Source organism: Streptomyces canus 299MFChir4.1, from assembly GCF_000383615.1.
Taxonomy (GTDB): domain Bacteria; phylum Actinomycetota; class Actinomycetes; order Streptomycetales; family Streptomycetaceae; genus Streptomyces; species Streptomyces canus_C.
On record NZ_KB911585.1, the window covers coordinates 459,346 to 472,207 of the forward strand.

The 12,862-nt window shown below is 69.5% G+C and carries 12 protein-coding genes; 8 read left to right on the plus strand and 4 right to left on the minus strand.

The window, feature by feature from the left end; genetic code table 11:
* Window positions 1-5: 5 nt before the first annotated feature.
* Entirely contained in the window at window positions 6-698 is a 693-nt protein-coding gene (locus H293_RS0112990; RefSeq protein ID WP_020118320.1) for an HAD family hydrolase, read from the plus strand.
* A gap of 237 nt (window positions 699-935) precedes the next feature.
* On the plus strand, window positions 936-1,610 hold the full coding sequence (locus H293_RS0112995) for a TetR/AcrR family transcriptional regulator (protein ID WP_020118321.1): 675 nt from the start codon (window positions 936-938) through the stop codon (window positions 1,608-1,610).
* Here the strand turns inward: H293_RS0112995 and H293_RS0113000 are convergent.
* Window positions 1,598-3,100 carry an LVIVD repeat-containing protein gene (locus H293_RS0113000; protein ID WP_020118322.1) on the minus strand — a complete coding sequence of 501 codons (1,503 nt, stop codon included), beginning with the start codon at window positions 3,098-3,100 and terminating at the stop codon, window positions 1,598-1,600. The two genes, H293_RS0112995 and H293_RS0113000, sit on opposite strands and share 13 nt — an antisense overlap.
* 106 nt (window positions 3,101-3,206) lie before the next feature.
* On the opposite strand from H293_RS0113000, the gene H293_RS0113005 reads away from it, so the two are divergent.
* Window positions 3,207-3,863 carry a DUF305 domain-containing protein gene (locus H293_RS0113005; RefSeq protein ID WP_020118323.1) on the plus strand — a complete coding sequence of 219 codons (657 nt, stop codon included), beginning with the start codon at window positions 3,207-3,209 and terminating at the stop codon, window positions 3,861-3,863.
* 46 nt (window positions 3,864-3,909) lie between these two features.
* On the opposite strand, the gene H293_RS0113010 is transcribed toward H293_RS0113005, so the two are convergent.
* Entirely contained in the window at window positions 3,910-4,368 is a 459-nt protein-coding gene (locus tag H293_RS0113010; RefSeq protein WP_020118324.1) for a DUF6214 family protein, read from the minus strand.
* 189 nt (window positions 4,369-4,557) lie between these two features.
* On the opposite strand from H293_RS0113010, the gene H293_RS0113015 reads away from it, so the two are divergent.
* A complete protein-coding gene (locus H293_RS0113015) occupies window positions 4,558-5,901 on the plus strand; it encodes an FAD-dependent oxidoreductase (protein ID WP_020118325.1) in 1,344 nt (447 codons plus the stop codon).
* Between the two features lie 102 nt (window positions 5,902-6,003).
* Window positions 6,004-7,392, plus strand: a complete 1,389-nt coding sequence (locus tag H293_RS0113020) for a nucleobase:cation symporter-2 family protein (protein ID WP_028807801.1) — start codon at window positions 6,004-6,006, stop codon at window positions 7,390-7,392.
* On the opposite strand, the gene H293_RS0113025 is transcribed toward H293_RS0113020, so the two are convergent.
* Entirely contained in the window at window positions 7,312-7,665 is a 354-nt protein-coding gene (locus H293_RS0113025; RefSeq protein ID WP_020118327.1) for an ArsR/SmtB family transcription factor, read from the minus strand. The genes H293_RS0113020 and H293_RS0113025 overlap by 81 nt on opposite strands.
* A gap of 162 nt (window positions 7,666-7,827) precedes the next feature.
* On the opposite strand from H293_RS0113025, the gene H293_RS0113030 reads away from it, so the two are divergent.
* Window positions 7,828-8,907, plus strand: a complete 1,080-nt coding sequence (locus tag H293_RS0113030) for an NADH:flavin oxidoreductase/NADH oxidase (RefSeq protein WP_020118328.1) — start codon at window positions 7,828-7,830, stop codon at window positions 8,905-8,907.
* Between the two features lie 287 nt (window positions 8,908-9,194).
* On the opposite strand, the gene H293_RS0113035 is transcribed toward H293_RS0113030, so the two are convergent.
* Window positions 9,195-10,457 (minus strand): extracellular catalytic domain type 1 short-chain-length polyhydroxyalkanoate depolymerase, encoded by a 1,263-nt coding sequence (locus tag H293_RS0113035; protein WP_020118329.1) that lies wholly within the window; start codon window positions 10,455-10,457, stop codon window positions 9,195-9,197.
* Between the two features lie 527 nt (window positions 10,458-10,984).
* Here H293_RS0113035 and H293_RS0113045 point away from each other — a divergent pair.
* Both H293_RS0113045 and H293_RS0113050 read left to right on the plus strand, forming a co-directional pair.
* Window positions 10,985-11,962, plus strand: coding sequence for a pectate lyase family protein (locus tag H293_RS0113045; RefSeq protein WP_020118331.1), 978 nt, complete (start codon window positions 10,985-10,987; stop codon window positions 11,960-11,962).
* 48 nt (window positions 11,963-12,010) lie between these two features.
* The gene (locus H293_RS0113050) at window positions 12,011-12,814 is read left to right on the plus strand and encodes a pectate lyase (RefSeq protein WP_020118332.1); all 804 of its coding nucleotides are present in this window, start codon (window positions 12,011-12,013) and stop codon (window positions 12,812-12,814) included.
* The last annotated feature ends 48 nt before the right edge of the window (window positions 12,815-12,862 follow it).

The following is a 12,862-nucleotide window of genomic DNA, read 5'->3' on the forward strand; positions in this document are numbered from 1 at the left end:
CTCGTATGGCTGCCGTCCTGTTCGACTTCTCGGGGACCCTCTTCCGGATCGAGTCCACCCACTCCTGGCTGAGGGCCGCCCTCGACGAGGCGGGACTCCCCCTCGCCGAGGCCGAGTTGACACGGGTGGCGCGGGAGCTGGAGCACGTGGGGGCCTTGCCCGGTGGGGTCGCGCCCCGGGTGCCGATGCCGGACGAGCTCGCCGCCGTGTGGGACGTCCGGGACGAGAGCGCCGAGTTGCACCGGGCCGCGTACACCGGGCTCTCGCGGCTCGTCACGCTGCCGGATCCCGCTCTGCACGACGCGCTCTACGACCGGCACATGCTCCCCGCCGCCTGGCAGCCGTATCCCGATGCCGCCGAGGTACTGCGCACGCTCCGCGAGCGCGGGACCAAGGTCGGCGTCGTCAGCAACATCGGCTGGGACCTGCGCCCGGTCTTCCGTGCGCACGGGCTCGATCCGTACGTCGACGCGTATGTGCTGTCGTACGAGCACGGCGTCCAGAAACCCGACCCCCGGCTGTTCAAGACCGCCTGCACGGCGCTCGGTGTCGAGCCCCGGGACGTGCTGATGGTCGGCGACGACCGGCGGGCGGACGGCGGTGCGGCGGCCCTGGGCTGCGCGGTGCACCTCGTGGATCATCTGCCGGCGGCGCAGCGGCCCGATGCGCTGCGGCCCGTCCTCGACCTGGTGGGCTGAGCCCGGGATTCCGACTGGGGTTTCCGCTCGGAATCGACAGCGGAAAACTGTCCGAAAACGGGGTGGTCACCCCGCCAGAAGGTCGCCTGAGGACACCATTGGGGCGTATGCTCGCCCACCCTGGACGATCCCCCGCGTCGCCCAGAGCAGGCGGCAGCCCCGACCAGGCCGTTTTCGGGCCGGTCCGGACGCACTGAGTATAGTTGGCTGATAGCCAGTCAACGCAGGAGTTACAGCATGTCCCCGCGCAGCGCCTCGGTCAACGAAGAGTTGCGCCGCCGTTCCCGGGAGCGGCTCCTGCAGGCGGCACTCGAACTGGTCTCCGAGCGGGGTTACGAGGCCACGACCCTCGGCGACATCGCGGACCGGGCCGGTTCGGCGCGCGGTCTGGTGTCGTACTACTTCCCCGGCAAGCGCCAGCTCGTGCAGTCCGCGGTGCACCGGCTCATGCACCGCACGCTGGAGGAGGCCCTGGAGCGCGAGCCGCGCACCGAGGACGGCCGGGAGCGGATGGCCCGCGCCATCGACGCGGTCCTCGGTCTGGCACAGGACCGGACGGTGCTCATGCGCCAGCACATGGCGGGACTGCTGGACACCGAGGGCTTTGTACAGTGCCCGGAACAGCAGCGCCTCGCCGAACTGCTGCGGGACACGATGGAACGGCACGGTTCGCAGGCGGTCGGGACGGACTACCCGATGCTGCGCTCGCAGCTCATGGGCGCCGTCTACGCGATGGTCCTGCCGAACGTGCCCCTGCCGATCGCGACCCTGCGCGCCGAGCTGTTCACCCGCTACCGGCTGGATTGGGAGCAGGGCGTCCCGCCGGGCGCCGAGGCACCCGGCGGGACGTGCGACAAAGATCTGTCGCGGTTCTTCGAGACGGGCCCGGAGGCCGGGGATCAGTCGAAGTAGTCCGGCTGGGTCTGGACGTTGAGCTCGCCGAGCCGCACCTTCCTGGCCGGATCCGTCCGCTTGTCGCTGAGCTTCAGGACGTCGAAGCCCTTGGCGATGTCGTTGGAGTAGATGAAGCCGTTGTAGTAGTACGCCGACCAGGGGCCGGCGGTCGTCAGCCGCCCGGTGGTCACGGGGCCGCGCTCGAAGTAGCCGATCTCCTTCGGGCGCGAGGAGTTCGTGAAGTCCCAGACGGAGACACCGCCCTGGTACCAGGCCTGGACCATGATGTCCCTGCCCTCGACCGGGATCAGTGAGCCGTTGTGGGCCACGCACACCTCGACGTCCGCCTGGTAGCGGGGGATCTTGAAGTAGCTGCGGAAGACGAGCTTGCGCTTGTCGCCCTTGCCGACGATGTCGTAGATACCGTCGGCGCCGCGGTTCGGACCGATCTCCGCGTTGCAGGTGGCCGCACCGCCGCCGCCCAGCTCATCGGTGAAGACGACCTTGTTCGCCTTCTGGTTGAAGGTCGCCGAGTGCCAGAACGCGAAGTTCACGTTGTCCTGCACCCGGTCGATGACCTTCGGGTTCTCCGGGTCCTTGACGGAGAACAGGATGCCGTCGCCCATGCAGGCGCCCGCCGCCAGGTCCTTGTCCGGGAGCACCGTGATGTCGTGGCAGCCGGTGGTCTTGGCGACGCCCGGGTTGGTGGGCGAACCGGGGTTGCCGCCGCCGTCGGGGCCCTCGCCGGGGAAGAGCACCGGGAAGCTGACGACCGCCGCCTCCTCGGGGGCGTTGCGCGGCACCTTGATGATGGAGATGCCGTCGTGCGGCGGCTGGCAGTCGGGGTAGGCGGCGCTCGGTGAGTACGAGGAGACGTAGATGTAGACGTTCCTGCGCTCGGGCACCAGCGTGTGGGTGTGCGAGCCGCAGGCGGTCTCCACGGCGGCGACGTACTTCGGGTTCTTCTTGTCGCTGATGTCGAAGACCTTCATGCCCTCCCACGAGGACTTCTCGGTCGCGGGCTGGGTGGTGCTGCTGCAACTGCTGTCGCTGCGTGAGGAGTCGGTGGACAGGAACAGCAGGTTGCCGGAGACGGAGATGTCGTTCTGCGAGCCTGGGCAGAGCACCTGGGCGATCGTCTTCGGCGCCTTCGGGTTGCTGATGTCGAAGACGCGGAAGCCGTCGTAGTTCCCGGAGAAGGCGTACCTGCCCTGGAAGGCCAGGTCCGAATTGGTGCCGGTCAGTGCGTCCTTGGGGATGTTGACGAGGTGCTCGATGTTGTCGGAGTGGACGATCTCGTCCTGCCCGGGTATCTCGCCGTCGGCGATCGCGGCCTTCACCTCGGCCTCGGTGCTCTTGGAGACGCCCTTGCCCGCCGTCGGACCGTCCCCGGGGTCTGGGGTCGCGACGGCGGGGCCTGCGGTCAGCAGCGCGGCCAGGAGACCCGCGGCGGCCGCGGCAACTCCCAGACGTCTGTGGCGGGTTCGGGACTTTTGCAACAGGATCACTGTTTCCTCCCTGTGCCGTTCATGTGGAACGGTTCACGCGTCACCGCAGTATCGTCTTCGCCATGCACAGATCAATAGGAGGCAACGAAATCGTCATGAGGGGACCATGGTGAGCACTGTGCTTTTCCGCCGCGCGCCGTATGCGACGGCCGTCCTGGCCGCGCTGGCAGCCCTGATCCTCGGAGGGTGCGACTCCGACACGGACCCGAAGTCCGCCCCGGCGACCGGGCCTTCGGTGCTGGTGCCCGGCAAGCCCGGTGAGGCGAACCGCACACTGTCCGCCCAGGACGCGGAGGAGCAGCGGGCCGACGACGACACTCCCAACTCGGCGGACGTCTCGTACGCACGGATGATGATCGCGCACCACGCCCAGGCCCTGGAACTGACCGAACTGGCCCCGCAGCGCGCCGAGTCGGCGAAGCTCAAGGCCCTCGCCGAGCGGATCTCGGCCGCCCAGGGGCCGGAGATCGAGGCGATGAGGGCCTGGCTGAAGGAGTACGGCCAGTCCGAGAAGAGCGACGCCCACGCGCACGCCAGGATGCCCGGCATGGCGGCCGAGGCGCAGTTGGTGAAGTTGCGAGCGGCGAAGGGGAAGGCCTTCGACGAGCTCTTCCTCACGCTGATGATCACTCACCACGAAGGGGCGATGACCATGGCGACGGACGTGAAGGGGCAGGGCAACAACATCCGGATCGAGGAGATGGCGGACGACGTGGTGGCCCAGCAGACGAGCGAGATCAACCGCATGCGGAACATGCTCTGAACCGAGGCGACAGGTTCCGACAGGCCGGTCGGCCCAACCGGCCGCTTCAGCGCCGCGCGTGACGTGGCGTCAGGAAGCCCGCGTCGCGCGCCTGCGAGATGAGCCGGAGCGACTTGCGGCGGCTGTGCCCGGTCGCGCACATCACGGCGAGGACCGGGTCCACGCCGTCCTCCTGGGCGGCCCGGTACTCCTGCGCCACCAGCCACCGCCCCTCCGGGCCGCGCGGCCAGGCCGGGCGAGCACGACGCGGTCCGGCCTCACCGGCCGCCGCCTCGGGCTCCCTTCCGCAAGCCGCGAAGAGCGGCCCCTCGATCCAGTCCGCGAGCACGCCCAGGTCGTCGAGCGACAGGGCGGGCGTCGCCCGTACGTCCTCCAGGCAGACACCTCCCTGGGCCACCACGGCGAGCGCGTCGACCCGGGCGCCGTCGGAGAAGGCCAGCCGGACGGTGAACCACGCCATCGCACCGGCGTCCTCCCGCACTTCCCACGCGGGCCACACGGACACGCTGCCGTCCGTCGGACAACGATCAGAAAGATTAAGAAAAGATGCTTCTAGCACACACGCAACGTAACCGCATGATCACATTCCATACGAACGGACACGCGCGCCCAGGTCGCTCCGGCACCCTGTCAGAGCAGCACCGGCGGTGCGATCCTGGAGGTGTCAGCGACTCCTCTCGTAAGGAGTTCCGCCGTGCTGCGTGTCGCCGTCGTCGGCTCCGGGCCCAGCGGGTGCTACACCGCCCAGAGTCTCGTCCAGCAGGACCCCGACGTGCTCGTCGACGTCCTGGACCGGCTGCCCTGCCCGTACGGTCTGGTGCGCTACGGGGTGGCACCGGACCACGAGAAGATCAAATCGCTCCAGACCAGTCTGCGGACGATCCTGGAGCACGAGCGGGTGCGGTTCCTCGGCGGTGTCGGGATCGGCCCCGGCGGGGTGCCTGCCGCGCGGCTGCGCGAGCTCTACCACGCGGTCGTGTACTGCGTGGGCGCCGCCACCGACCGGCATCTCGGAATCCCGGGCGAGGAGCTGCCGGGCAGTTGGTCGGCCACGGAGTTCGTGTCCTGGTACAGCGCGCATCCCGACTCCACGGCCGACGGTTTCGTGGCCGGCGCCCGGTCGGCGGTGGTCATCGGTGTGGGCAACGTCGCCGTCGACGTGACGCGGATGCTGGCGCGCGGGGTGACCGAGCTCAGCCCGACCGACATCCCGCATCCGGTGCTCACCGCGCTGGCGGCCAGCCGGGTGTCGGCGGTCCACATGGTGGGCCGGCGGGGCCCTTCCCAGGCCCGCTTCACCACCAAGGAGCTGCGCGAGCTCGGTTCACTTCCGGACACCGAAGTGGCCGTGCACGCACAGGAGTTGGCGCGGGACCCGGCCTACCTCGATCCCTCCGCCCTGCCGGCGCCGCAGCGCCGGAACGTGGAGGTGCTGCGCGGCTGGGCGGCCGCGGAGTCACGGCCGTCCGCCCACCGGATCTCGTTGCGCTTCTTCCTGCGCCCCGTCGAACTCCTCGCCGACGGCGGCCGCGTGGGCGCGGTCCGCTTCGAGCGGACGGTGCCGGACGGGCGCGGCGGCGTGCGCGGCACCGGCGAATTCGAGGAGATCGAGGCCCAGTTGGTGCTGCGCTCGGTGGGCTACCGGGGAATGCCCGTGGAGGGGTTGCCGTTCGACGCGGACAGCGGCACGGTGCCCAACGTCGACGGCCGCGTGGTGTACGACGGTTCCGCCGTCACCGGAGAGTACGTGGCCGGCTGGATCAAGCGCGGCCCGACCGGCGTGATCGGCACCAACCGCCCGGACGCCAAGGAGACGGTCACCTCGCTCCTCGAGGACGCCCCCGTGCTCGTACACGAAGAACTCCGCGAGGACCCGCTCGACGCCCTGCGGGCAGCGGGCGTCGAGCCGGTGGAGTGGGCGGGCTGGTGCGCGATAGAGCGAGCGGAGGCGGAGCTCGGCGCGTCCCTGGGCCGGGGTGTGGTGAAGCTCCCGGACTGGCAGTCCCTGATGGGGGTGGTGCACGGACACGCCCGCTAGGGGCGCGGGATACCGAGCGGTCGGCAGCGGATCGGCACCGGGCAACGAACCGGCAACACCGCCGAAATCAACAAACTGTGCAACACCCCTACGGTCTCGGACATGGCCCAAACCACCCCTGTGCACCCCGTGGACGAAGTACCTCCGGTACGACAGCTCGCCGCCTTCGGTCTCCAGCACGTACTCGCGATGTACGCGGGCGCCGTGGCCGTCCCGCTGATCGTCGGCGGCGCGATGAAGCTGTCACCGGCGGACCTTGCGTATCTGATCACCGCCGACCTGCTGGTGTGCGGCATCGCCACCCTCATCCAGTGCATCGGCTTCTGGCGTTTCGGCGTACGACTGCCGATCATGCAGGGCTGCACCTTCGCGGCCGTGTCCCCCATGGTCCTGATCGGCACCACGGGCGGCGGACTCCCGGCGATCTACGGCTCGGTGATCGTCGCGGGACTCGCGATCGTGCTGCTCGCCCCGGTCTTCGGCAGGCTGCTGCGCTTCTTCCCGCCGCTGGTCACGGGCACGGTGATCCTGATCATCGGTATCTCCCTGCTGCCGGTCGCGGGCAACTGGGTGGCGGGCGGCGTCGGATCGGCGGACTTCGGCGCCCCGAAGAACATCGCGCTGGCCGTCTTCGTGCTGGTGGTGGTGCTGGGGGTGCAGCGGTTCGCGCCCGCGTTCCTGAGCCGGATCGCGGTACTGATCGGCATCGTGGTGGGCCTGGCGGTGGCCGTTCCCTCCGGGTTCACGGACTTCGGCGGGGTCGGGGACGCCGACTGGGTCGGGATCAGCACGCCGTTCCACTTCGGGGCACCGACCTTCGAGTTCTCGGCGATCGTTTCCATGCTGGTCGTGGCTCTGGTGACGATGACCGAGACGACCGGTGACCTGATCGCGGTCGGCGAGATGACGGACCGCAAGGTCGAACCGCGATCCCTCTCGGACGGTCTGCGCGCGGACGGCCTGTCGACCGTGCTCGGCGGGGTCTTCAACACCTTCCCCTACACGGCGTACGCCCAGAACGTCGGCCTCGTCGGCATGACCCGGGTGCGCAGCCGCTGGGTCGTCGCCACGGCCGGCGGCATCCTGGTCCTGCTCGGCCTGCTGCCCAAACTGGGCGCGGTCGTCGCGGCGGTACCCGCGCCGGTGCTGGGCGGGGCGGGCCTGGTCATGTTCGGGACGGTCGCGGCGAGCGGCCTGAGGACCCTCACCCAGGTGGACTTCAAGGGCAACAACAACCTGACCGTGGTGGCCGTCTCGGTGGCCATGGGTGTGCTGCCGGTCGGCGTGCCGACGATCTACGAGAAGTTCCCCGACTGGTTCCAGACGGTGATGAACAGCGGCATCAGCGCGGGCTGCCTCACGGCGATCGTGCTGAACCTGCTCTTCAACCACCTGCCGGGGAAATCCGGTTCAGCCGCTCCCGACCCGGACGGCCTGGCGGGCGGCGGCGTCGAGGAGGCTGTCGAGAAGACCCGGGAAGAGATCGTCTAGGTCGTCCCGGCGCAGGCCGTTCATCTTGGCCGTGCCCCGGTAGATCTGCCGGATCACTCCGCTCTCCCGCAGCACCCGGAAGTGGTGGGTGGTCGTCGACTTGGTGACGGGCAGGTCGAAGTGCGAACAGGAGAGCTCGTCGCCGACCGCGGCGAGCTCTCGCACGATCCGCAGGCGCATCGGGTCGGAGAGGGCGTGCAGGACGCCCTCCAGCCTGATCTCGCCGCGCTCCGGATGCGGAAGGGCACGACTGCTGACGGCGGGGGAGGTCACGGCGGCTCCACTTCTCCAGGCTTTCCCGGGGCCCCGCGGACTCCGGGACCGGCCTCGGGCACCCCCCATTGTACGAGACCTATCGTAGTTTGACATCCGACGTACTACGATGCCTATCGTACGAGTCGACCACCACCGGTCCCGTGATGAATGGAGCCCGCCGTGAGCGCACTCTTCGAGCCCTTCACCCTTCGCGACGTGACGATCCCGAACCGGGTGTGGATGCCGCCGATGTGCCAGTACTCGGCCGCTCCGGACGGTCCCGGGACCGGCGCCCCGAACGACTGGCACTTCGCGCACTACGCGGCCCGCGCGACCGGCGGCGCGGGACTGATCATCGTCGAGGCCACCGGGGTCAGCCCCGAGGGCCGTATCACCCCCTACGACCTCGGCATCTGGAACGACACCCAGGTCGAGGCGTTCCGCCGCATCACCCGCTTCCTGGTCTCCCAGGGCACGGTCCCGGGAATCCAGCTCGCCCACGCCGGCCGCAAGGCGTCGACCGACCAGCCCTGGAAGGGCGGCGCGCCGCTCACCCCGGGCGCAGGGGGCTGGCGGCCGCTGGGCCCGAGCGCGCTGCCGTACAACGAGGACCACCCGGTACCGGCCGAGCTGACCGGTCATCAGATCACCGAGATCGTCGCCCAGTTCGCGGACGCGGCCCGCCGCGCCCTCGCCGCCGGCTTCGAAGTCGCCGAGATCCACGGCGCCCACGGCTATCTGATCGGCAACTTCCTCTCCCCGCACAGCAATCACCGCACCGACGCGTACGGCGGCTCGTACGAGAACCGCACCCGCTTCGCGCTGGAGGTCGTCGACGCGGTGCGCGAGGTCTGGCCCGACGACAAGCCCCTCTTCTTCCGCGTCTCGGCGACGGACTGGCTGGAGGAGGGCGGCTGGACCGCCGACGACACCGTCCGCCTCGCCCACGACCTGCGGGCCCACGGCATCGACCTCCTGGACGTCTCCACCGGCGGCAACGCCTCGGGCGTGCGCATCCCCGTCGGCCCCGGCTACCAGGTCCCCTTCGCCGCCCGCGTCAAGGCGGAGACCACCCTGCCGGTGGCCGCGGTCGGTCTCATCACGGAGGCCGAGCAGGCCGAGAAGATCCTCTCCAACGGCGAGGCGGACGCGGTGCTGCTCGGCCGAGAGCTGCTGCGGACCCCGTCCTGGGCACGGCATGCGGCGCGGGAGCTGGGCGGGGACGTGCAGGTGCCGGACCAGTACCACCGGTCGGTCTGACGCCGTTTCCGCGAAGGATCTTCGGCGCAGGGGGCACGGGAAGCCATCGGCGGCGCGTCAATCGCGACCACCTCACACGCGGCCTGCACCCCGGCTGGGCCTCAGTCGATCACCGTCGGTACCGGATGGTCGGCCTGAGACACCTGCCATCCCGCCTGCGGCTCGCGCCCGGTTCGGACCGCTCGACCAGGTGCGGGGTCTGCCGCGCTCCTGGCACGCCGTCCGGCGGGACGCCCGCGCACCGCGCCGGAACATCCCGCCGGAGGGCCGCGACGGCCGGTGAGCCGTCAACTCGCCGTACAGGCCTTGCCGTTGAGCGTGAAGGCACCCGGCGCCGCGCTGTTCCCGCCGTGGTTCGCCTGGTAGCCGATGCTGACACTCGCGTTCGGCGCGATCGTGCCGTTGTACGTCGCGTTCGTCCCCGTCACCGCGCCGGAGGACGGACTGTACGTGGCGCCCCAGCCGTTGGTGATGGACTGGCCGGCGGGGAGGGCGAAGGCCAGCTGCCAGCCGTTGATCACGGTGGTGCCGGTGTTGGTGATCGTCAGGGAGGCCGTCAGGCCGGTGCTCCAGGCGTTGGTCGTGGCCGTCACCTTGCAGGCACCCGGCTGCGGTTGGGGCGCCGGGCCCGAGCCGTCGAGGCCGAAGAAGGTGAGGGCGCGGGCGGCCATGCCGGTGGTGTAGAGGTTGTGGCCGACGCCCTGGAGGCTGATCGCCTCGACCGGGGCCCGGTCACCGGTGGCGCCGTAGCGGGTGCGGGTCCAGCCGGAGACGGGCGTGTCCGTGGCGGCCGGCGTCTGGCTGACGCCGAGGACGTTCGTCCACTGCTTGATCTCCTCGCCGAAGTTGGGGTAGCGCAGCACGTCGTCGGTGGTGCCGTGCCACACCTGCATGCGCGGCCGGGGGCCGGTGTAGCCGGGGTAGGCGGCGCGGACCAGGTCGCCCCACTGCTGCGGGGTGTGGGTGACGGTGCCGCCCGAGCAGGCGCTGTTCCACTCGGAGCCGTCCGTCGTGGCGAAGCAGCCGAAGGGGACGCCGGAGAAGGCCGCGCCCGCCGCGAACACGTCCGGGTAGTCACCGAGCAGGACGTTCGTCATCATCGCGCCGGAGGAGATGCCGGTGGCGTAGATCCTGCCGCTGTCGGCGGAGTAGGTGTTCACCGTCCAGTCGATCATCGACTTGATGCCCACGGGGTCGCTGCCGCCGCCCCGCCTCAGCGCCTGCGGCGAGGACACGTCGAAGCACTTGCTGGACCGGGTGACCGAGGGGTAGATCACCACGAAGCCGTAGGTGTCGGCCAGTCGGGCCCACTCGGTGCCGTTGTACATGGCCGGTCCCGAGCCGGTGCAGTAGTGCACGGCGACGACGACCGCCGGGTGCGCGGTGACGTTGTCGGGCACGTACAGGTACATCTGGAGATTGCTGGGATTGGTACCGAAATCGGTGATCTCGGTGAGGGTCGCCGCGGGGACGGCCTCCGTGCGGGCGGATGCGGTGGGTACGGCGGCGAAGAGCACCGCCGCGAGTAACGACAGCAGGACCGCCATCATCGAACTCAGCGGTCTCGTGCGGGTGGTGGACACGTCCTTGCCCCTCTCTTTCGGAAGGATCAGCCGGATGAGTTGATCTGGGTCGACAGGGCGGCACAACGGCGGCGCGGCGGCAGCAGGGCGAGCAGGGTGAGCACGGGGCCGCCGGCGAACGTACGCATGCATGGAGTCGCCACCTGCTCACCCCTCTCGGAAGGTCTCCGAGATCTCGCGGAAGGGAAGCGTCCGGCGAGCATCGTGGCATGCGCATGGCTGCCATGGAAGCGCTCCCACACCTCGAAAGAATTCGCTCGCGGCCATCACCCCCTCCCCCACCTGGGTGGCCGGATGCCTTCTGCGCAAAGCGTTGACCAGAAAGCGCTTACCCTCTACGTTCCGTTCAGCGATGTGACCGGCCCGCCTCACCCGGCCCTTGCATTGCGGCACTGCACTGCGCACGTCGTTCAAGCTTGCGAACATGCTTCAGCTACATGACCGACCAGGCACCATGCAGGCACCATGCAGGCACCACGAAGGGACGCACCCGCATGCGTACTCGCCCCCCACGTACACACGCGCAAAGATCCGCTCTGGCCGCCGGTGCGGCCGCACTCGCGACGGCGGCCGCCCTGGCCGTTCCGCAGCAGGCCGGGGCCGCAGAGACCTCCCCCATCGGTTTCGGCGCCGGCACCACCGGCGGCGGCAGCGCTTCCGCGGTCACCGTCACCACGCCGAGCGCCTTCAAGACGGCCGTCACCGGCAGCACGGCGAAGGTTGTCAAGGTCAACGGCCTGATCTCGCTGAGCGGCACGGTCGACGTCGGCTCCAACACCACGGTGCTGGGCGTCGGTTCGTCGTCCGGGTTCACCGGCGGCGGGCTGCGACTGAAGAAGGTCAGCAACGTCGTGGTCCGCAACCTGAACATCAGCAAGCCCGTCGCGCCCGCGGACGGCATCGAGGTGCAGGCCTCGACGAAGGTGTGGATCGACCACAACTCCTTCTCGGCGGACCGCGATCACGACAAGGACTACTACGACGGGCTGCTGGACATCAACCATGGCTCGGACAACGTCACGGTGTCCTGGAACACCTTCAAGGACCACTTCAAGGGCTCGCTCGTCGGCCACAGCGACAACAACGCGAGCCAGGACACCGGCCATCTGAAGGTGACGTACCACCACAACTGGTTCAACAACGTCAACTCGCGCATCCCCAGTCTGCGCTTCGGTACCGGGCACTTCTACGACAACTACGTCGTCGGCGCCGAGACCGCGGTGCACTCGCGCATGGGCGCCCAGATGCTCGTGGAGAACAACGTCTTCCGGAGCACCGGAGTCGCTGTCACCACGAACCGGAACAGTGACGTGGACGGCTACGCCAACCTGCGCGGCAACGACCTCGGCGGAGCCGCCACCGAGGTCTCCCAGGTCGGCACCTTCACCAGCGCTCCGTACAGCTACACCGCCGAGCCCGCCTCCTCTGTCATCGCCTCGGTGACGGGCGGCGCGGGCGCCGGAAGGCTCTGACCATCCCCCACCAGTCCACCCCCACAACAAGGAAGAAGGATTCGGGACATGACTTCTTCGGCACGCCCACGCGCGCGTACGCGCGCGCTGACCGGCGCCGCGGCCGCCCTCGGCCTCTCGTTTGGCATGATCATGACACTGAATGCGCCGACGGCGAGCGCCGCCACCTGGCCGACCGCGAACGGCAGCCAGGCGGTCTCCTCGACCATCCAGCTGTCCGGCACCAAGGACTACGGCATGAAGCGCCTGTACGGCACGGGCGACCTGGGCAGCGACAGCCAGGACGAGGACCAGGGGCCGATCCTGAACCTGGCCGCAGGCACCGTCCTGAAGAACGTCATCATCGGCGCCCCCGCCGCCGACGGCATCCACTGCGCGGGCAGCTGCACGCTGCAGAACGTGTGGTGGGAGGACGTCGGCGAGGACGCGGCGACCTTCCGCGGCTCCTCGTCGTCGAACGTGTACACCGTCTCCGGCGGTGGCGCGCGGTCGGCCAGCGACAAGGTGTTCCAGTTCAACGGCGCCGGCACGCTCAACGTCTCGAACTTCGCGGTGCAGAGCTTCGGCACCTTCGTCCGCTCCTGCGGCAACTGCTCGACGCAGTACAAGCGGACGATCAACCTCAACACCATCGAGGCGACCTACTCGGGCAACAAGCTCGTCGGCATCAACACCAACTACGGCGACAGCGCGACCCTGAAGAAGATCACGATCGTCGGTGACTCCGGCAAGAAGATCGTCCCGTGCCAGAAGTACATCGGGAACAACACGGGCAAGGAGCCGACCACCAACGGTTCCGGACCCGACAGTACTTACTGCAAGTACGCCACCTCCGACATCACCTACAGGTAGCCGCTCGGCAGGTGAAGGCGGCCGTACGAAGCGTCCCCGCACGGCGCT

What these genes read in the sequence shown, in the direction of transcription:
- H293_RS0113020 (WP_028807801.1), top strand. Translation starts at nt 6,004, where the DNA reads ATGGCCCAAACCACCCCTGTGCACCCCGTGGACGAAGTACCTCCGGTA.
- H293_RS0113050 (WP_020118332.1), top strand. Translation starts at nt 12,011, where the DNA reads ATGACTTCTTCGGCACGCCCACGCGCGCGTACGCGCGCGCTGACCGGC.
- H293_RS0113005 (WP_020118323.1), top strand. Translation starts at nt 3,207, where the DNA reads ATGGTGAGCACTGTGCTTTTCCGCCGCGCGCCGTATGCGACGGCCGTC.
- H293_RS0112995 (WP_020118321.1), top strand. Translation starts at nt 936, where the DNA reads ATGTCCCCGCGCAGCGCCTCGGTCAACGAAGAGTTGCGCCGCCGTTCC.
- H293_RS0113035 (WP_020118329.1), bottom strand. Translation starts at nt 10,457, where the DNA reads ATGATGGCGGTCCTGCTGTCGTTACTCGCGGCGGTGCTCTTCGCCGCC.
- H293_RS0113045 (WP_020118331.1), top strand. Translation starts at nt 10,985, where the DNA reads ATGCGTACTCGCCCCCCACGTACACACGCGCAAAGATCCGCTCTGGCC.
- H293_RS0112990 (WP_020118320.1), top strand. Translation starts at nt 6, where the DNA reads ATGGCTGCCGTCCTGTTCGACTTCTCGGGGACCCTCTTCCGGATCGAG.